Genomic DNA, 18,742 nt, shown 5'->3' on the forward strand with positions numbered 1-18,742 from the left:
GTAGACGATTGACTTGGCCGTCCTCAGATGGTCAGAGAGATCATTCCAAGTTGCACGGTCGCAAGGCCGGCACGCTTTTCGGGGAGCCGACGCCTGCCGATGCAAATAGGTTTTCATCCCACTCCGGCCACGATCGACCTCGGTAACGAACCGCCTTTGGTTGCCTTCGAGGATCGCAATGGCCCGCCGACCCGGCGCGAGGTTTCGCTGCGCTGGCTGACGGGCACCGCGCTGACGGGCTTTACATCCATTGTTCTCATCGGTGGCGCGCTGACGGCAGCGCTCGACGGTCGGTATACAGTTGAAGCGGCAACGCCGCCGCACGACAGCGCCCAGATCGCGCCGCAGGAAGACAAGGCGGAAAAGGGTGACCGGATGACCGGCGCCGATTCCCAGTTCGCCACCCGCCAGGTCATTCAGGTGAACACCCTCACCCGCGAAGGCGACACCGTCCACATTCAGGCAAAGCCCTATGCGCTGGTGAACGCCACGCTGGAAACCCGCCGCTCCAACGAGATCGCGGCGAACATTCCGCCGTTCAATCCGCTCAAGCTGGTTTCGGGCAACGACGTTCTGCCCGACCGCAGTGCCAGCGACTCCATTTATGCCGCGCACGTGGAAGGCGAAGTCACCATTGCCGAACATGACTTTCCGCTGAACGAGGTATCGGTCGATACCCTCGATGCCGCCGACGACGCCGAGATCGAGCGCATCGTTCGCGGTTCCGGCCGCTTCCTGTCCGACGACAAGGTCGAGGTCGCCTCCCTGCCCGTCGTCGATCCGGGCCGGTTCGATTTCGACCTCGCCCAGCAGAGCGGTCTGTCGAATCTCTCCGTGCGCATCGCGGCGGAAAACGTCTCCTTCGTTTCCAAGACCGACAACAACCAGGCCTATTCGGACATGGAGGAGCGAATCGTCCCGATTCGCGAACAGACGTCGCTGAAAACGATCCTCCTCGACAACGAAGCAACCGAGGAAGAGGCGGAGGAAATTTCCGAACGCTTCGCCGACGGCTTCAATATCAGCGAGCTTCACCCCGAACAGCGGGTGCGCATCGGCAAGAGCCTGGACGACGTGAACGGCGACATGCGCGTCGAGCGTGTCTCTCTATATGTCGATCAGGTCCACCAGGGCACGGTCGCCATGTCCGACGAGGGTCGATACGTGGCTGCGGCAGCGCCCACCACCCTAATGCCGGACGCCTTCGCCGCCGCCGACCGCATGACGCTCTCCGGTCCGACGCCGTCACTCTACAATTCGCTTTACCAGACCGGCCTCGGCAACGACCTGGCCGAACCGCTGATCGAGGATCTGGTCCATATCTTCTCTTATGACGTGGACTACAATTCGCGGGTAAAACCGGGCGACCAGCTCGAAGTTTTCTATTCTCTCGACAAGCCCGGAAACGGCCAGCCGCCGGAGGTGCTCTACACCTCGCTCACAACCGGTAACGAGACGCATCACTTCTACCGCTTCCGCACGCCCGACGACGGCTCCGTCGATTTCTATGACGAGGACGGACGCAGCGCGAAGAAGTTCCTGACGCGCAAACCGATCGTCGGCGGGCGCGTGAGTTCGCCTTTCGGCAAGCGTCGCCATCCGATTCTAGGCTATGTGAAGTTCCACACCGGCGTCGACTGGGCAATCTCGCGCGGCACGCCGATCCATGCGACCGGCGACGGCGTCATTGAAAAGGCGGGCTGGAGTTCCGGCTACGGCCGCTTCACGCTGATCCGTCACGCCAACGGCTACGAGACCGGTTACGGCCACCAGCAGGCGATCGCCAAGGACATCAAGCCGGGCGTCCATGTCAAGCAGGGCGAGGTGATCGGGTATGTGGGCTCGACCGGCCGCTCCACCGGTCCGCACGTGCACTATGAAGTGCGCATCAACCAGAAGTTCGTGGATCCCAACCGCATCAAGCTGCCGCGCGGTCGCGTTCTGGAAAGCGACATGCTGGCAAGCTTCGAACGCGAGCGCGACCGCATCGATGCCCTTCTTGAGCGCGGCGGGAACTTCGCGAACCGGATCGCCTCGCGCTGAGGCGGAACCGTTCGCCTTGCGACCGGTCACACCCGAGCAAGATCCTCATCTTCTGCACCGGATATGAAAAAGGCGGCCCACAGGCCGCCTTTCCCGTTTTATTCCGCGATTTATCCGAACAGGCTCAGGCCTGCGCCGCGATCGGGGCTTCCCCCTCGCCTTGCGGCGAGAAGAGCAGCTTGTCGCTGCCGGCCGACACGGTCACCGTGTCACCGTCGCGAACCTCGCCCGACAGGATCCGTTCGGCCAACAGGTCCTGCACTTCCTTCTGGATCACCCGCTTCAGCGGACGTGCGCCGTAGACGGGGTCGTAGCCCTTCTCCGCCAGCCACGCGTGGGCCGAGATATCCAGTTCCAGGTCGATCTTGCGATCCGCCAGCAACCGTTCCAGGTAGCCGAGCTGGATGTCGACGATCGCCGCCATCTGCGACTTCTGCAGCCGGTGGAAGAGGATGATCTCGTCCAGACGGTTGAGGAACTCGGGACGGAAGTGCCCGCACACCACGCCCATGACCTGTTCGCGCACCGCGCCCGAATCCTGGCCCTCAGGCTGATTGGCCAGATATTCCGACCCGAGGTTCGAGGTCATGATGATCAGCGTATTGCGGAAATCGACCGTGCGCCCCTGACCGTCGGTCAGCCGTCCATCGTCAAGCACCTGCAACAGCACGTTGAAGACATCCGGGTGCGCCTTCTCGATTTCGTCGAACAGCACGACCTGATAGGGTCGACGCCTGACCGCCTCGGTCAGCGAACCGCCTTCCTCATAACCGACATAGCCCGGAGGCGCGCCGATCAGACGGGCGACGGAGTGCTTTTCCATGAACTCCGACATGTCGATCCGCACCATCGCGGTCTCGTCGTCGAACAGGAAGTCGGCCAGCGCCTTGGTCAGCTCGGTCTTGCCGACGCCGGTGGGGCCGAGGAACATGAACGAGCCCATGGGCCGGTTCGGATCCTGTAGACCCGCCCGCGCACGCCGGACGGCGGTCGAGACGGCATGCACCGCCTCCTCCTGCCCCACGACGCGCTTTGCCAGCTCGTCTTCCATGCGCAGGAGCTTTTCCTTTTCGCCTTCCAGCATCTTGTCGACCGGAATGCCCGTCCAGCGCGAGACGACCTGCGCGATGTTGTCGGAGGTAACCGCCTCCTGCACCATCACCTCGGAATTGGCGTTGGCTTCTGCGACCTCGACCTCGCTGATCTGCTTTTCGAGCTTCGGTATGATGCCGTAGGCAAGCTCGCCCGCCTTGGCCAGATCACCTTCGCGCTGCGCCTTTTCCAGATCGCCGCGCGCCTGATCGAGCTGTTCCTTAATCTTCTGCGCCAAGGACAGCTTTTCCTTCTCGCTCTGCCAGCGAGCCGTGTAGGCTGCCGATTCCTCTTCCAGATCGGCCAGCCCCACCTCCAACTTCTCGAGCCGGTCGTGCGAGCCCTGATCCGTTTCCTTCTTCAGCGCCTCACGCTCGATCTTGAGCTGGATGATACGGCGGTCGAGTTCGTCGAGTTCCTCCGGCTTTGAATCGACCTGCATGCGCAGCCGCGATCCCGCTTCGTCGACAAGATCGATCGCCTTATCGGGCAGGAAGCGGTCGGTGATGTAGCGATTGGACAAGGTCGCGGCCGTCACGAGCGCCGAATCCGCGATTCGCACGCCGTGATGCAGCTCGCACTTCTCCTTCAGGCCGCGCAGGATGGAGATCGTGTCCTCCACCGTCGGCTCATGGATAAAGACAGGCTGGAAACGACGGGCAAAAGCCGCGTCCTTTTCCACGTGCTTGCGGTATTCATCGAGCGTGGTCGCGCCCACGCAGTGCAACTCACCGCGTGCCAATGCGGGCTTCAAGAGGTTGGAGGCGTCCATCGCCCCGTCCGCCTTGCCCGCACCGACCAGCGTGTGCATCTCGTCGATGAACAGGATGACCTTGCTTTCTTCGGCCTGGACTTCCTGCAGGATCCCCTTCAGCCGCTCCTCGAACTCGCCGCGATACTTCGCGCCTGCAATCAGCGCGCCCATGTCGAGCGCCAGCAGCGACTTGTCGGCCAGCGATCCCGGCGCGTCGCCATTGACGATCCGCAGCGCCAGCCCTTCCGCGATCGCGGTCTTGCCGACGCCCGGCTCACCGATGAGCACGGGATTGTTCTTGGTCCGCCGCGCCAGCACCTGCATCGTGCGACGGATTTCCTCGTCACGCCCGATCACCGGATCAAGCTTGCCCTCGCGCGCATCCTGGGTCAGATCGCGCGTGTATTTCTTCAACGCATCGTAGCGGTTTTCGGCCGACTGGGTGTCGGCGGTGCGGCCCTTGCGCAATTGGTTGATCGCCTCGTTGAGGCCCGCAGGCGTAACGCCCGCATTGGCCAGGATCTTCGACGTCTCAGCGCCCTTCTCCATGGCCAGCGCCAGGAGCAGACGTTCCACGGTGACATAACTGTCGCCGACCTTCTCGGCGAGCTTTTCCACCCGCTCGAAGACCTGCGCCAAAGGCTGCGCCATGAAGAGCTGCCCGTTGCCGCCGTTCACCTTCGGCATCTTGTCGAGCGCAAGCTCCACCGCGGTAAGCGCGTCCTTCGGCCGACCTCCGGCGCGCGAAATCAGGCCCGATGCCATGCCTTCGCGATCATCGAGCAAAACCTTGAGAATGTGTTCGGGCGTGAATTGCTGGTGCCCCCGGCCAAGCGCGTAGGTCTGTGCGCTCTGGAGAAATCCGCGCACACGCTCGGTGTAACGTTCCATATCCATGGTCAAACCTCCTCACCGCAGCGCTACCCGAAGCATGGTCTGCGAAATCGGACAGGCGAGGCCGACAAGGCCCTCGCACGGCTTTTTCTTTCTAGGAAAGCAGCCTTGCCCGTGTTCGGACAAAGCCGGCTTTCAAGCCGCTGACTGGATATAGTGTTGCAGATTGACAACAAAAAGGGGAGGCGTGACCTGACGGCGAATAAAGGAAAATTCCGTACGCCAACGCAAAAAACCGCGGACAAAGCCGCGGTTCTTCATCGTAAGGCCGCCGGTCGAACCGACGCCTTATGGAAGGTTGCAGAGCGGAAGCCTCAGACTTCGCTGGCCTCGGCAGCCGGAGCATCGCTGCTGCCCGCCGCTTCTTGGTCGACCGCATTGGCCGCCGCGCGACGAACGTTGCGACCGCGGGCACCGCGAGCCCGACGACGCGGACGTGCGGGCTCTTCGCCCTCCTCGCTCGCACCGTTCTCCTCGGCACTCGCCGCTTCCTTGGCGTCTTCCTTGGCAGCGTCTTCGCCGCTGTACTTGGCAGAAGCCTTGGCCGAACTGCGGGACCTGCGAGGTGCGCGGGCCGGAGCCTTTTCCTTTTCCGCGTCCTTGTCGTCCTTCGCTTCGCCGTTAACTTCACCGTTGCCGTTCTTGGCATCGATGCCCGGCATGCGGTCAACGAACGGCTGCGGCGCATCTTCCGACATCACGCGCGGCTTGGCGGCAGTAGGAGGCGTGGCGGCGGCAGGCGTTTCGACCGCCTGATCCTCGTTCATGTCGTCGTCATTGTCGCTCGAGGCACGAGCCTGCGGCGCGGGACCGTTGTTCTGAGCCTGAGCCGCAGCGACGATGCGCGAATAGTGTTCGGCATGCTGCAGGTAGTTCTCAGCCATGATGCGGTCGCCTGAGACCATCGCATCGCGTGCGAGCTGCTGATATCTCTCCGCGATGTGCATAGCCGTTCCGCGGATCTTTACGTCCGGACCGTTCGATTCAAACGCCCGGGTCAGCGGATTCGGTCCTTTGCGACCGCGTCCGCGCAAACGCTTGTTCTGATTGTTTTGTCTCATACTGCCGTTATCTCTTCAGAGCGGCTCGCCATGCTCATGCATCGGCTTTTCGACCGAACCCAAGGGGTGACTCCGGGCATCGGGGACTTCACCCCCCTTGCCGCTAACCAGCGCGCGTGATTGTCCGAGCAATCGGTCCATCTAAAGTATCGGTGGTCTCTGACATCCCGCTGTCTCGGACAGGCGATGAACGCATCACCGCGGGCCGAATTTAGAATTGAACCGTAGTCCAAGTCCCATTGCGCTACCGGTCTTTGGCTATTCCCCAGCCCGGCTGGCAATGATGCCAAGCGGATCGACCGGCGTCATAGCGCCTCGGCGAGATGACCGTAGCCCCTTCGCATCATAAATCCAAGTGCAATTTTCAAAGCCGACAACGCGATCACGCTCCGCCAGATCCCGCACGATGTCCAGTTGGTTGAAAGCCGCTTCCCGAAAAATACTGATGACATCTTGCTCTTGATCGTATCCGATTTCAACGATCACGGCCGCCTTCGTTTCGCGGAGCTTTTCCGCAGAATCCCGAGCAATCACACGATAGGGCGCAAGCCCGTCCTCGCCGCCGTCGAGAGCCGTGAGCGGATCGTGTTCGCGCACCTCCGGGTCCAGACCGGGAATGATCCCGCTCCGGATATAAGGGGGATTTGAAACGATGAGATCCCAGCCCCCGCCGACACCCTCCATCCACGACGTGCAAGCGAAATCCATACGGTCTCCGACGCCGCACGCTGCGGCATTTCGCCGCGCAACATGCAATGCACCGGGTTGAATATCCGTCGCTAGCCCCCGCGCATTCGGCAATTCCGAGAGAAGCGCGACGAGAATTGCCCCCGTCCCCGTCCCCAGATCAACGATGTTCAAAGGCCGCTCGCGATCGCCCGTCTCATCGACGAATGCGAGGGCGGCTTCCACCAGCGTCTCGGTATCGGGACGCGGTTCCAGCGTTTCCGGCGAGAGCTCGAAATTGAGCCCCCAGAAATCCCGGTGGCCGACAATACGCCCCACAGGCTTGCGCTCCAGCCGGGCGGCCAGATGCGCCTCGAGACGCGCCTCTTCCGCCTCGCTCAAGGGACGAGTTTCTTCAAGCACCAGCCTTTGCGGAGAAAGTCCCGTGACATCGGCGACCAGCAGTCGAGCATCCGTTTCCGGGCTTGCCAGATCGGCCGCGCGCAAGGCGTCGCGAACCCATCGATAGGCGATCCCGAGCCGCGTGCTCACTGCAACTCGGCCGCATCGGCCGCCAGCAACTGGGCCTGATGCTCGGTGATCAGCGGATCGATGACCTCATCCAGCGCTTCGCCGGAAATGACCTGATCGAGCTTGTAGAGCGTCAGGTCGATGCGGTGATCGGTGACGCGCCCTTGCGGGAAATTGTAGGTGCGGATGCGTTCCGACCGGTCGCCGGAACCAACCTGTCCGCGGCGCGCCTCCGAACGCTCACTGGCCGCCTTTTCGCGTTCCCTGTCGAGAAGACGGGCGCGCAGAACGGTCATCGCCTTGGCGCGGTTCTGGTGCTGGGACTTCTCGGCCGAGGTGACGACGATCCCCGACGGCAAGTGCGTGATTCGCACCGCCGAGTCGGTCGTGTTGACGTGCTGTCCGCCTGCCCCGGAAGCGCGCATCGTATCGATGCGGATGTCTTCGGAGCGAATGTGGATATCCACCTCCTGCGCCTCAGGCAAAACCGCGACGGTGGCGGCAGACGTATGGATGCGGCCGCCCGATTCGGTCACCGGAACGCGCTGCACCCGATGCACACCCGATTCGAACTTGAGTCGAGCGAAAACGCCATTGCCCTCAACGGAGGCGATCGCTTCCTTGTAGCCGCCGACTTCGCCCTCGCTGGCGGACAGGACCTCGACCTTCCAGCCCCGCGTTTCGGCATAACGCTGATACATGCGGAAGAGGTCGCCCGCGAAAAGCGCGGCCTCGTCGCCGCCCGTTCCCGCGCGCACTTCCAGGATGGCACTGCCCGCATCGGCGGCGTCCTTCGGCAGCAAGGCGACCTGTAGGTCCTGCGTCAGCACTTCGACGCGCTCCACCAGTTCCTCGCGCTCGGCCTCCGCCAGCTCGTGCATTTCCTTGTCGATCCCCGGATCGGCGAGCAGCTCCTCCGCCCCGGCAAGATCGCCCTCGACCTGCCGAAGCTCACGGATCATCCCGACGACAGGTTCCAGCTCCGCATAGTCGCGCGACAACCGGACATAGGTCGTGGGATCCGGATTGGACGACATCCGGGCCTCGATTTCGGCAAAACGGTCGAGAAGGTGGTCCAGTTTTTCCTGCGCAAGCATCGCGCATCAACTCCAAGGCAAGAGCGAATTCAATTCACGGCCAGGCGAACGGGATCCGCGGGCACGCCGTCGCACGACATCATGCAGGCGTTCGCTACAACAGAACGTTGTTTTCGCTGGCAAAGGCCCGCAGCAGAGCGCGCACGGACCCGGCATCGGGCTGTCCCGGTTCCAGCCGGGCAAGCAACTGTTCACGCAAGCGGCCAACATCCAGTCCGTGCACCATCGACTTCACGGGTCCGACCGCCGACGGCGACATGGATATGGTCTCAAAGCCCAGCGCCAGCAAGGCCATCGCCTCCAGTGGACGTCCCGCAAGCTCGCCGCAAAGACCGACGGGAACGTTTGACACCTTCGCCCGTTCCACGATCATCTTCAAGGCCCGCAGGAACGCCACGTTGAGCGTATCGAAGCGATCGGCCACCCGCGTATTGCCGCGATCGACCGCGGTGAAGAACTGGAACAGATCGTTGGAACCGACCGATGCGAAATCGACCGCCGCAAACAGCTCTTCGAGCTGGAACAGCAGCGAGGGCACCTCGATCATCACGCCGAGCTTGATCGTGTCGGGCACCGGCCGCTCGTGGCGGCGCAAGTGGTTGATCTCGCGCTCCACCATCGCCTTGGCTTCCCGGAATTCCGAAACGTCGGACACCATCGGGAACATCAGCCGCAATTCGCGTCCGCCCGCAGCACTCAACAGCGCGCGAAGCTGGGGGCGCAGCAAACCCGGACGGTCGAGCCCGAGCCGGATCGCCCGCCAGCCCATCGCCGGATTTTCTTCCTGGATGGAACGCAGATAGGGAAGAACCTTGTCTCCGCCGATATCGAGCGAGCGGAAGGTCACCGGCCGGTCGCCCGCCGCATCAAGCACGGTGGAATAGAACCGCATCTGCTCCTTCATGCGCGGGAAGGTCGACGCGATCATGAATTGCAGTTCGGTGCGGAAGAGGCCGATCCCCGTCGCCCCCGATTCGTCCATGTGGGGCAAGTCGACCAGCAGCCCCGCATTGAGCTGCAGCGTGACCGGCTTGCCGTCCTTGGTGACCGACGGCTTGTTGCGCAACCGGCGATACTGCGCCTGGCGCCGCGCCCGGAACCGGACCTTTTCCGCGTAGGCGTTCTCAACGTCGGAGGGGGGCCGCAGATGAACCTGACCGGTTTCCCCGTCGACGATGACAGCGTCACCCGCTTCCACCAGCGAGACAATGTCGGAAACCAGTCCGACCGTCGCGATGCCTAGCGCACGCGCAACGATGGAGACGTGGCTGGTGGGGCTGCCTTCCTCCAGAACCAGGCCGCGAATGCTGTCGCGGTCATAATCGAGAAGCTCCGCCGCCCCCATGTTGCGGGCAACGATGACGGCGTCCGTGGGCAGCTCCTGACCGTTCGGCCCGTGCGGCCGACCCATCAGTTCGCGCAGCAGGCGGTTCGCCAGATCGTCGAAATCGTGCAGCCGTTCGCGCAAGTAGGGATCGGTCTGGCGCAGCATCCGAGCGCGGTTGTCGCTCTGGACCTTCTCCACCGCAGCCTCGGCCGTCAGACCGTTGCGGATCGCTTCCTCGATCTTACGAATCCAACCCCGGTCGTAGGCGAACATCCGGTAGGCTTCCAGAACCTCCCGGTATTCGCCTGCCTGAGCGGCGGCATCGCCGTGCGCCAGCATATGATCGAGCGAGAGCCGCATGCTCTCCACCGCACTCGCCAGCCGGCCCAGTTCGTCCTGAGTGTTTTCCGCGATCAGATTGGTAACGACGACGCGCGGCTCGTGCAGAATCGCATGGCCGAGGCCGACGCCGTCGCACAGCGCCACGCCTTCCAGATGCAGCGGCCGCGTCAGATCGAGCCGGGCGCCCACATTGGAGATCGCCTCCAGCTCGCCGGCGGCCAGCATTTCCGCGATCACCATCGCGGTGGTCTGCAGCGCCTCGACCTCGTCTTCCGAATAGGTGCGGTGTGCCTTGTTCTGAACGACAAGAACGCCAAGCGTGCGCCCTACCCTCAGGATCGGCACGCCGAGGAACGAATGATAGACCTCTTCCCCCGTCTCCGGCCGGTAGGCAAAGGAGGGGTGAGCCTGAGCATTGGGAAGATTAAGCGGGCGCGCCTCGGCCGCAATCAGACCGACAAGCCCTTCGTTGACGGCGAGACTGGTCTGGTGGACGGCGCTGGGATTAAGACCCTCGGTCGCATAAAGCTCCAGCAGGCCGTCGGCGCGCAGAATATAAACCGAACACACCTCCGCAACCACATTGGCCGCAATGTGTCTGGCAATCTGATCAAGCCGCTCCTGGGCGCCGCTCGGCACCGCCATGACTTCACGGAGGCGTCGCAGCAGCACGCGCGGACCGGCGGAATTGTCCCTCATCCTCCGCCAACTCCCCCTGTCTCGGATCGGCAGTCTAGCGCTCGCCCTTACCGGATCTCCGCAATGAGATCCCGTTCAGCGTTCGACGTGCCGGCGGGCGGTGGTCCAACTATCCGTCGAGCCCGTATAGCGAATGCAAAGTTCGAACCGCAAGTTCGGTATAGGCGGAATCGATTAGCACGGAAATCTTGATCTCCGAAGTGGTGATCGCACGAATGTTGATCCCCTTCTCGGCCAAGCCCCTGAAACATTGTGCCGCAACGCCTGCATGGCTTCGCATGCCGACGCCGATCACGGAGACCTTCACGACTTCCGTCGCCCCTTCCAGGACGCCGAACTGAAGCGTTGGCCGCCGGTCTTCCAGAACCTGCATTGCGCGGTTGTAATCGCCCTGCGGGACGGTGAACGTGATGTCCGTCGTCGATCCGTCGGGCGAAATGTTCTGGACGATCATGTCCACGTTGATATTGGCGTCCGACAAGGGCCCGAAGACGATGGCCGCCACGCCCGGTTTGTCCGGCACGTTCCGGATCGAAATCTGTGCTTCGTCCTTGGAAAAGGCGATGCCGGTGACGACTTGCTGTTCCACGATCTCGTCCTCGTCGCAAATAAGAGTGCCCGGGGGCAGGTTGTCGACGCCCACCTGCGGCGCGTCCGGATCATCGAAGGAAGAGCGCACGAAGGCGCGCACGCCATGCACCATGGCAAGCTCGACTGACCGCACCTGCAGCACCTTCGCCCCGAGCGATGCCATCTCCAGCATCTCCTCGAACGCGATTCGGTCCAGCCGCTTCGCCTTCGGCACGATACGCGGGTCGGTCGTATAAACGCCGTCGACGTCGGTATAGATATCACACCGATCAGCCTTGATGGCGGCGGCGACTGCGACAGCGCTGGTATCCGACCCGCCGCGCCCGAGCGTCGCGATGCGGTTGTCGGGCGACAGCCCCTGGAAACCGGCCACGACCGCAACCTGCTCGATCTCGAGCCGTTCGATCAGCTTGTCGCCGTCGATTTCCGTGATGCACGCCGCGCCGTGGGCTGAATCCGTGTGGAGCGCGATCTGCCAGCCGAGCCAGGAGCGGGCATCCACGCCCATGTCCTGCAGCACGATTGCCAGAAGGCCCGCGCTGACCTGCTCGCCGGATGAGACGATCGTGTCGTATTCGCGCGCATCGTGCAGCTTCGACGCCTCGCGACACAGGGCGACCAGTTCGTTGGTCTCGCCCGCCATGGCGGAGACGACGACGGCGACCTGATTGCCCGCATCGACCTCGCGTTTCACGCGTCGCGCCACGTTGCGGATGCGGTCGAGATCTGCGACGGACGTGCCGCCGAACTTCATTACCAGTCGGGCCATCGGGATCGAATTCTGGAACAAAATACTGATGTCGCAAACCGCCCCCCAAGCCAAGGCGTACGACAGCTCGTAACGGCGCGTATGCATACATAGAAGCCGGGGAACCTGCAACTGGCCAGAGTAGAAACACCGTGCGAGAACGAGCCGCGGGCGCTTGACAAGAGCCCGGCGAAGACCCACGAACGAGCGGCCGTTTGGGGCGTGAACGAGGAGATGTCCGGCAATGACGACGAAGACGACCGTAAACGATCGGGAAATCGCCCGCTTTTCGGCGATGGCCGACGAATGGTGGGATCCGACCGGCAAGTTCCGGCCCTTGCACAAATTCAGCCCCGTCCGCCTCGGCTACATCAAGGAACACGTGTCCGCCCACTATGGGCGAAACGCGGAAGACCCGAAGGCCTTCAAGGGTCTGCGCTGCCTCGACATCGGCTGCGGCGGCGGTCTTTTGTGCGAACCTATGACGCGGCTGGGCGCCGAGCTCGTGGGTGTCGACCCCTCCCCCGTCAACATCGAAGTGGCTCGGCTTCATGCCGAACGCTCCGGCCTCGACATCGACTATCGCGCAACGAGGGCTGAAGACCTTGCCGCGGCGGGCGAGCGTTTCGACTTTGTTTTCAGCATGGAAGTGGTGGAACATGTCGCCGACGTTCCGGCCTATCTCAGCGCCTGTGCGGAGATGGTGAAGCCGGGCGGATTGATGTTTATCGCGACCATCAACCGCACCCTCAAGGCCTATGCGCTTGCCATCGTGGCGGCCGAGAGGGTGCTGCGCTGGCTGCCGGCCGGCACCCATTCCTACAAAAAGCTGGTGAAGCCGTCGGAGATCGAGGGCCCACTGCAGGAATCGGGCATGACGATCATCGAGCGGTGCGGCGTCACCTACAATCCGCTGTTCGACCGCTGGGGCCGCTCGCGCGACATGGACGTCAACTACATGATGCTAGCGTCCAGGCCGAAATAGGACGGTCGAAACGGCGCTGCGGGTGGGCTTGCAAGCCCAAAAGACAGGCCGCCGAGCGCCCTCCGCCGCTCTCACGACAGATCCAGTTCCCAGATTTGACCGACCAGATCATGGCCGAAACTGTGGTGCGGCTCCTCTTCCACGAGCTTGAACCCGGCGCCTTGATAGATCCGCCGCGCCGCAATCAGCACGTCGTTGGTCCAGAGTTTCACGCGAGCATATCCCCGCTCGCGTGCAAACCGGACAATCTCCGCCACCAGCCGCCTGCCAATGCCATGACCGCGGGCCTTGGCCTCCACATGCAGAAGTCGGATCTTGGCCGTTCCCTCCTCGCCGGAATCGATCAGGAAGATCGCCCCGACCGGTTCGCCGTCCAGTTCCGCGATGAAACAGGCTTCGCGCGCAGGATCGACATTCTGCAGGAACGTCGCGACGATTTCCGCAACCAGCGCCTCGAAACTGTCGTCCCAACCATATTCGCCCGTGTAGAGACAGGCCGGGACGATCAGCACGGGCTCGCGCTGAACGGTCTCCGTGGTCGGCGAGTACTGGATGAGCTCGATCAGCCGGTTGCGGAAAACCACCTTGCCCGGCGTCGCTGCGAGATCCTCCCCGACGTTGAAATTCTCCGTTCCGGCGGGAGGTTTGTCGCCGATGTAGCGATCGAAATCCTCAAGGAAATTGGCAAAGCCACGGGCAAGATTCACCCTGCCTTCGCAGCGCGTGCGCTCCAGGACTTCCGGATTCGTGAAGGGATTGTTGGACGGCGAGAAGATATAGAGCATCTGCCGCGTCACGAACTCCACCACCTTCTCATGATGGTGGAAGACCCCGTGATGGTGGAAGACCCCGCGCACGCCCGTTGTGGCGTTGTACCAGAACTGCTGATTGAGCAGGAATCCCTGGTACATCATGTTGAAGGGGAAGCGGTTCCAGCCCTCATACGCAAACCGGTGGTCTTGCGGCAACGGCTCGATACAAGGCTCCGATGCTTCGCCGCCCGCGCATTGCCCCGCATAACGCGCGAGCCGCGCGCCCTTGCGCCACACCTTGCCCGCCAGCCGCATCTGATGGCCGGGAGAAATGGCCAGATGCGACAGCCAGTCGACATAGGCGAGCGCCAGCGAACTCGGCGAAATGCCGCCCGTCATGTTCGCCAGCCCGGATCGCGTCGCCCGGTCAACCAGCTCGGAAAAGGCGCGCGCGGTGTGCCTGTCCTGATCCCCGTCGAAGGGGATTCGTTCTGGGTCACCGGATCACCTGTCGTTCTGAGCACGCATATCTGATCACCTTAGGCTCAATCTATTTCGAAAACATGCCGCTAGGGAATTGCGTCGCCACGAACCGCAACATGCGACATTCCACCGCACCATAATTTGATACCGCAACGCACATTTCCAAGCATCGCGCCATCTTTCCGTTACGTAACATGGCAAATTGTAATGTATCGGCCCGGTGCGGTCCCATTCGCCCGCACCTCCATGTTTCCGCCGAACCCGGGTTTCCAACGAAGTCACAGGGAGTATTGCCATGCCGCACCAGACAAAGCCCCCCGCCAAGGATCCCAACGTCGTGCCCATGCCCTGGCTCAACCCGTCCTGAATGGAAAAGGCGGATGTTTTCGGCAGCCGTTTCTTCGATCAGTTCACGAAGGTCAACGTCGAGACGATCTCCAAGACGGAAGCGCTGGTGGAAGATCAGCTGAGCTTCGTCTAGGACCGTGTGCGCGCCGATTTCGAATGCGCCAAGGCGATTACGGAAGCCCGCGATCCGATCGAAGCAAGCCGTATCCTGACCGAGTTCTGGGAAAAGCTGTTCGCCGACTACAGCGCCTGCGCGGAACGCCACGGAGAGAAGCTGCGCGAGCTCGCCGCCAAGGCATGTGAAAGCAGCATGGAACTGGCGGAAATCTCAAACGAGGCGGTCACGTCGGTCGAGTAGGAAATCGAGAAGACGGCGAAGTCCACCGCCGCCTGAACCGCGCGCGGGAACGCTGCCGTCCGCGAGAGATCGAGGACGGCTGACAATCGCGGAAACAGATTCGGGATATACTGGAGACGGAATGAACCGTGCCGAGCGTATGCGGGCGCGGAACGTCTAGTTCTTGTCTTCCGGCAACACGGGCAAGGGAAGGATCTCGATTCCTTCCTCGATCAGATCGCGCGCATCCTCCGGCGTCGCTTCGCCGTAGATCCCGCGCTGTTCCACTTCACCGTAATGCATGCGGCGCGCTTCGCTGGCGAAACGGGAACCGACATTGTCGGCGCTCTCGGTGATCAGGTTGCGCAGCTTGCGCATCATGTCGACGATCTGCGCCTGATGCGGATTGGGCATCGCCATGACGGGCACCGCCCCGGCATGAGCCGGTTCCGCAACCGCATCGGTCTTCGCCACCGCCGGCGGGGTTTCCTGCGTCTGCGCTTCACGCGTACCTGACACCGCAGGCGCCATCAGCGCCTTCGAAATACGGTCGTCGCCGCAGATCGGGCAGGTCAGATGCCCCTCTGCCGCCTGGCAATCGAAATCACCGGCATTTCGGAACCACCCCTCGAACTCATGCCCCTCCGAGCAGATCAAGCAATAGTGGATCATGGAACGGGCTCCGTACGCGCAAGCGCGACTGTATCGAGAGTGAAGGGACGCTCATTGACGAGTGCAGGCACGCGACTGCGCGCCTTGGCCGCCTCGTCTACGTCAATATCGGCGAGGGTGAAACCGGATTCGTCATGATCGGCTTCCGCCAGGATCTCGCCCCACGGACCGATCACCAGCGAATGGCCGAAGGTCTCGCGCCCATCCTCGTGTCGCCCGCCCTGCGCCGCCGCGAACAGGAACGCCCCGTTCTCGATCGCGCGGGCGCGCAACAGCGTGTGCCAGTGCGCCTGCCCGGTCTGGCGGGTGAAGGCGGCGGGAACGGTCAACACGTCCGCCCCGGCCTTGGCCTGAGCGCGGAAGATCTGCGGAAAACGCACGTCGTAGCAGACGGCAATGCCCAGTTTCGCCCAGGGCAGCTCGGCAACGATGCTGTTCTCGCCCGGCCGGTAGGTGCGCGATTCCCGCCAGCTCTCGCCATTGTGGAGATCGACGTCGAACATGTGGATCTTTTGTCGTAGCCCGCCGCGATCTCTCCGTCCGGCGAAATCAGGAAGCCGCGATTGGCGACGCTGCCGTCTTCATTGAGAATGGCGAGCGAACCGATATGCAGCCAGACCCCCAGTTCCCCGGCGAGCTTGCGGTAGCGGGCAAGGGCGACGTCCTCGTCTTCGATCGCAATCTTCGCCATCAAGGCGGCACGGTCGCGCTCCAGGGCGTTGATCATTTCCGGCGTCAGGACGTAAGACGCCCCGGCCTCCGCCGCCTTGCAGATCAAGGCCTCGCTCTGCGCGACGTTTTCCGCAACATCACGTCCGGACCGCATCCGAACCGCATCTGGATGCAGGCAGCCTTGAATGCACTCATTCTCACGTTTCTCCAGGCCCGCTTGCCGCTCAGTATGGTAGCGCACAAGCCTTAATCATTCCGGATCGGACAGGCGCCGCCTTCTGCCTTCGCCAGTCGACCAAAAACGAGCGTCCGGGCGAAACCTCATGTAAACGCCAGTTTATCAGGCCGCAATCATCGCGTCGAGCTTGCCCGCGCGTTCCAGCGCATGCAGCTCATCGCAACCGCCCACATGGGTTTCGCCGATGAAGATCTGAGGAAACGTCATGCGATGCGAACGGGAAATCATTTCCTTTTTCTTTTCATGTGCATAGGTTGCATCTATCTCCTCGTAGGCAACGCCCTTGGAATCGAGAAGATGCTTGGCGGCCGTACAGAAACCGCAGAACTGTCGCGTATAGATCACGATCTTCGGCATGGACTTTCCATTCGAAACAAAGGGGCGGGCTCACGGCATCGGCCTCGCCCCGAAGGAAATGAAAACCGGACACAGCCTTGCTGGCGCACGTCACCGGAGCCGTACGCCATGCAAGAATTCGGAGCCGGATTGGTGTTGTGATTTATATTGTTGCGGCAGCCGGAGATACAACCCGCGCAAAAGTTAAGAACGTCGACCTGCAACGCGCGCGCGCGTTTGAGCGCACGCGCGCACGCCTTGACCGTGACTCCGGTCGTATAACGTCATCGATCAGCAAAACGCGCCGCCCTTCGATCATCGCCCGTTGCTCACGATCAACCACGAAAGCCCCGCGCACATTATCCCGCCGCGGATCGCGATGAAGCCCAACCTGGCGCGGCGTCGCCCGGATCCTGGCCAGAACGGCCGGGTCCATCGACTTGTTGCATTGCCGGGCGATCGATCCCGCCAGCACCGCCGCCTGATTGAACCGCCGCGACCACAGCCGACGCCGGTGCAGCGGCACCGGCACGATGATATCGGCCTCCGCGACAAGCTCCGCCCCGGCCCGCGCCATCCATCCGGCCATGGCAGGCGCCAGTCCCAAACGGTCGCGATATTTCAGTCCGTGCACGAGTCCGCGCGAGATGTCGTCGTGAATGCAGGCCGCCCGCGCGCGCTCAAGCGGCGGCGGATCGGCAATTGCCTCCGCCGACAGCCCCACCTCGCCCAGATCATAGGCTAAGGGGCACACCGAGAACCACGCAATAGGATCGTTCAATCCAGGTGAGCTTCGACCAGCACGTCATACAGATCTCGGGCGCGGCATCGAGCGGCCGATCGCAGACAAAACAGACCGGCGGCAAGGCCAGATCCAGCAGCGCGGTGGGACGCCAATGTTTCAGAGCACTGTAAGAACACTGTAAAAGCCTGAGGTCGCGCCACGTCGCGAGCCATCCTCGGCCCGTTTTATGCCTGCCGTCTCATCGTCTGCGGCCTGCACGGCGATCACACCCCTCCCCTTGCGCGCAAAGAAGTTTGGTCCCGGCGCCGGAATTTTGACGCCCGGCCCTTTCCGCGGCATAAGCAGCCTACCATGTTCCGTGGGCCATGCCGATGAACTCTCCCTTCAACCGTCGCCTGCTCGCCCTCCATCGCGCCCGCGCCCTTGCGCAGCGTACGGAAGGAGCGGATTTCCTGCTGCGCCTGGTGGCGCAGGATATCGAGGATCGCCTCGCGGTCACCACGCACAAATTCGCGCTGGCGCTCGATCTCGGCGGACATACGGGGCAGGTCCGCAATGCGCTTGAGCGCTCCGACCGCGTCGAGACAGTCCTGCGCGCGGACCTCTTCGTCCCCGATCAGGGAAGCGGCAAACCCGACCTCGTCGTCGACGATGAAATCTTGCCCTTTGCCGACGGATCGCTCGATCTCGTTGTCTCCGCGCTATCGCTCCATTGGGTGAACGACCTGCCGGGCGCCCTGATCCAGATCCGGCGCGCTCTGAAACCCGATGGGCTCTTTCTGGGCGCTCTGGCGGACGGCGACACCTTGTGGGAATTGCGCGACGCGTTGCTGAGCGCGGAAGCGGAACTGACCGGTGGGGCGAGCCCGCGCGTTTCTCCCTTTGCCGATACGCGCGAGATGGGCGGTCTCCTGCAACGTGCGGGCTTCGCGTTGCCCGTTGCCGATCAGGACCGGCTGACAGTGCGCTATGACAGCGCCTTCCATCTGATGCGGGATCTGAGAGCAATGGGCGCGACCGGCATTCTGGCCGAGCGCGGAGCTCCAGCGAGCCGGGCGCTTTTCATGAAAACAGTCGAGATCTACGCCGAGCGCCATGCGGACCCGGACGGCCGTATCCGCGCGACGTTCCAGATCCTGTCCGTCTCGGGCTGGGCACCGCACGAAAGTCAGCAACAGCCTCTGAAACCGGGATCTGCGAAGATGAGTTTCGCCGAAGCGCTGGGGACGAATGAGATCGCCACGGGCGACAAGCCGTCCCGGACATAACAAAACCGGCACACCCACAAGAAGCGCACCGGTTCGAACATTTTCCGAAAGCCTGGAAGAT

At 62.7% G+C, this 18,742-nt stretch carries 14 protein-coding genes and 1 pseudogene; 4 read left to right on the forward strand and 11 right to left on the reverse strand.

The features are described 5' to 3' along the window. Nucleotides 1-156: 156 nt before the first annotated feature. Nucleotides 157-2,043 (forward strand): M23 family metallopeptidase, encoded by a 1,887-nt coding sequence (locus QNJ43_RS18975; RefSeq protein WP_300472096.1) that lies wholly within the window; start codon nucleotides 157-159, stop codon nucleotides 2,041-2,043. A 124-nt stretch (nucleotides 2,044-2,167) separates the two neighbouring features. Here QNJ43_RS18975 and clpB read toward each other — a convergent pair whose 3' ends face one another. The 6 genes from clpB to QNJ43_RS19005 all read right to left on the reverse strand — a co-directional run bounded on the left by clpB (nucleotide 2,168) and on the right by QNJ43_RS19005 (nucleotide 11,866). Continuing rightward, the gene (gene clpB / locus QNJ43_RS18980) at nucleotides 2,168-4,786 is read right to left on the reverse strand and encodes an ATP-dependent chaperone ClpB (protein ID WP_300472097.1); all 2,619 of its coding nucleotides are present in this window, start codon (nucleotides 4,784-4,786) and stop codon (nucleotides 2,168-2,170) included. A 311-nt stretch (nucleotides 4,787-5,097) separates the two neighbouring features. Beyond that, nucleotides 5,098-5,844, reverse strand: a complete 747-nt coding sequence (locus tag QNJ43_RS18985; RefSeq protein WP_300472098.1) for a DUF4167 domain-containing protein — start codon at nucleotides 5,842-5,844, stop codon at nucleotides 5,098-5,100. Nucleotides 5,845-6,102: 258 nt separating this feature from the next. After that, nucleotides 6,103-7,062 (reverse strand): peptide chain release factor N(5)-glutamine methyltransferase, encoded by a 960-nt coding sequence (gene prmC, locus QNJ43_RS18990; protein ID WP_300472099.1) that lies wholly within the window; start codon nucleotides 7,060-7,062, stop codon nucleotides 6,103-6,105. Then, a complete protein-coding gene (prfA, locus tag QNJ43_RS18995; RefSeq protein ID WP_300472100.1) occupies nucleotides 7,059-8,138 on the reverse strand; it encodes a peptide chain release factor 1 in 1,080 nt (359 codons plus the stop codon). The genes prmC and prfA overlap by 4 nt, the downstream gene beginning before the upstream one ends. Nucleotides 8,139-8,232: 94 nt before the next feature. Next, nucleotides 8,233-10,506: a phosphoenolpyruvate--protein phosphotransferase gene (gene ptsP / locus QNJ43_RS19000; RefSeq protein ID WP_300472101.1), complete on the reverse strand. Its 2,274-nt coding sequence runs from the start codon at nucleotides 10,504-10,506 to the stop codon at nucleotides 8,233-8,235. Between the two features lie 109 nt (nucleotides 10,507-10,615). Further along, on the reverse strand, nucleotides 10,616-11,866 hold the full coding sequence (locus tag QNJ43_RS19005; RefSeq protein ID WP_300472102.1) for an aspartate kinase: 1,251 nt from the start codon (nucleotides 11,864-11,866) through the stop codon (nucleotides 10,616-10,618). A gap of 223 nt (nucleotides 11,867-12,089) precedes the next feature. Between QNJ43_RS19005 and ubiG the strand changes: the two genes are divergently transcribed. Continuing rightward, nucleotides 12,090-12,830 (forward strand): bifunctional 2-polyprenyl-6-hydroxyphenol methylase/3-demethylubiquinol 3-O-methyltransferase UbiG, encoded by a 741-nt coding sequence (gene ubiG / locus QNJ43_RS19010; protein ID WP_300472103.1) that lies wholly within the window; start codon nucleotides 12,090-12,092, stop codon nucleotides 12,828-12,830. Between the two features lie 71 nt (nucleotides 12,831-12,901). On the opposite strand, the gene QNJ43_RS19015 is transcribed toward ubiG, so the two are convergent. Further along, the gene (locus QNJ43_RS19015) at nucleotides 12,902-14,068 is read right to left on the reverse strand and encodes a GNAT family N-acetyltransferase (protein ID WP_346433046.1); all 1,167 of its coding nucleotides are present in this window, start codon (nucleotides 14,066-14,068) and stop codon (nucleotides 12,902-12,904) included. Nucleotides 14,069-14,552: 484 nt separating this feature from the next. Here QNJ43_RS19015 and QNJ43_RS19020 point away from each other — a divergent pair, with 484 nt between their 5' ends. Continuing rightward, nucleotides 14,553-14,771 (forward strand): hypothetical protein, encoded by a 219-nt coding sequence (locus tag QNJ43_RS19020; RefSeq protein ID WP_300472104.1) that lies wholly within the window; start codon nucleotides 14,553-14,555, stop codon nucleotides 14,769-14,771. A 156-nt stretch (nucleotides 14,772-14,927) separates the two neighbouring features. Here the strand turns inward: QNJ43_RS19020 and QNJ43_RS19025 are convergent, their stop codons facing one another. The 4 genes and pseudogenes from QNJ43_RS19025 to QNJ43_RS19040 all read right to left on the reverse strand — a co-directional run bounded on the left by QNJ43_RS19025 (nucleotide 14,928) and on the right by QNJ43_RS19040 (nucleotide 17,449). Further along, a complete protein-coding gene (locus QNJ43_RS19025) occupies nucleotides 14,928-15,422 on the reverse strand; it encodes a DUF1178 family protein (RefSeq protein WP_300472105.1) in 495 nt (164 codons plus the stop codon). Continuing rightward, nucleotides 15,419-16,248, reverse strand: a pseudogene (locus QNJ43_RS19030) (carbon-nitrogen hydrolase family protein). Before QNJ43_RS19030 ends, QNJ43_RS19025 begins: the two are co-directional and overlap by 4 nt. Nucleotides 16,249-16,434: 186 nt before the next feature. Next, nucleotides 16,435-16,689 (reverse strand): glutaredoxin 3, encoded by a 255-nt coding sequence (gene grxC, locus QNJ43_RS19035; RefSeq protein ID WP_300472106.1) that lies wholly within the window; start codon nucleotides 16,687-16,689, stop codon nucleotides 16,435-16,437. A gap of 142 nt (nucleotides 16,690-16,831) precedes the next feature. Further along, a complete protein-coding gene (locus QNJ43_RS19040) occupies nucleotides 16,832-17,449 on the reverse strand; it encodes a ComF family protein (protein ID WP_300472107.1) in 618 nt (205 codons plus the stop codon). A gap of 329 nt (nucleotides 17,450-17,778) precedes the next feature. On the opposite strand from QNJ43_RS19040, the gene QNJ43_RS19045 reads away from it, so the two are divergent. Further along, a complete protein-coding gene (locus QNJ43_RS19045) occupies nucleotides 17,779-18,681 on the forward strand; it encodes a methyltransferase domain-containing protein (RefSeq protein ID WP_300472108.1) in 903 nt (300 codons plus the stop codon). Nucleotides 18,682-18,742 lie beyond the last annotated feature (61 nt).

The sequence above is a fragment of the Breoghania sp. genome, from assembly GCF_030066895.1.
Taxonomy (GTDB): domain Bacteria; phylum Pseudomonadota; class Alphaproteobacteria; order Rhizobiales; family Stappiaceae; genus Breoghania.

Coding starts and splice junctions, on each gene's coding strand:
- prfA (WP_300472100.1), bottom strand. CDS start 8,138: ATGCTTGCGCAGGAAAAACTGGACCACCTTCTCGACCGTTTTGCCGAA.
- grxC (WP_300472106.1), bottom strand. CDS start 16,689: ATGCCGAAGATCGTGATCTATACGCGACAGTTCTGCGGTTTCTGTACG.
- QNJ43_RS19045 (WP_300472108.1), top strand. CDS start 17,779: ATGCCGATGAACTCTCCCTTCAACCGTCGCCTGCTCGCCCTCCATCGC.
- clpB (WP_300472097.1), bottom strand. CDS start 4,786: ATGGATATGGAACGTTACACCGAGCGTGTGCGCGGATTTCTCCAGAGC.
- QNJ43_RS19025 (WP_300472105.1), bottom strand. CDS start 15,422: ATGATCCACTATTGCTTGATCTGCTCGGAGGGGCATGAGTTCGAGGGG.
- ubiG (WP_300472103.1), top strand. CDS start 12,090: ATGACGACGAAGACGACCGTAAACGATCGGGAAATCGCCCGCTTTTCG.
- ptsP (WP_300472101.1), bottom strand. CDS start 10,506: ATGAGGGACAATTCCGCCGGTCCGCGCGTGCTGCTGCGACGCCTCCGT.
- QNJ43_RS19005 (WP_300472102.1), bottom strand. CDS start 11,866: ATGGCCCGACTGGTAATGAAGTTCGGCGGCACGTCCGTCGCAGATCTC.
- QNJ43_RS18985 (WP_300472098.1), bottom strand. CDS start 5,844: ATGAGACAAAACAATCAGAACAAGCGTTTGCGCGGACGCGGTCGCAAA.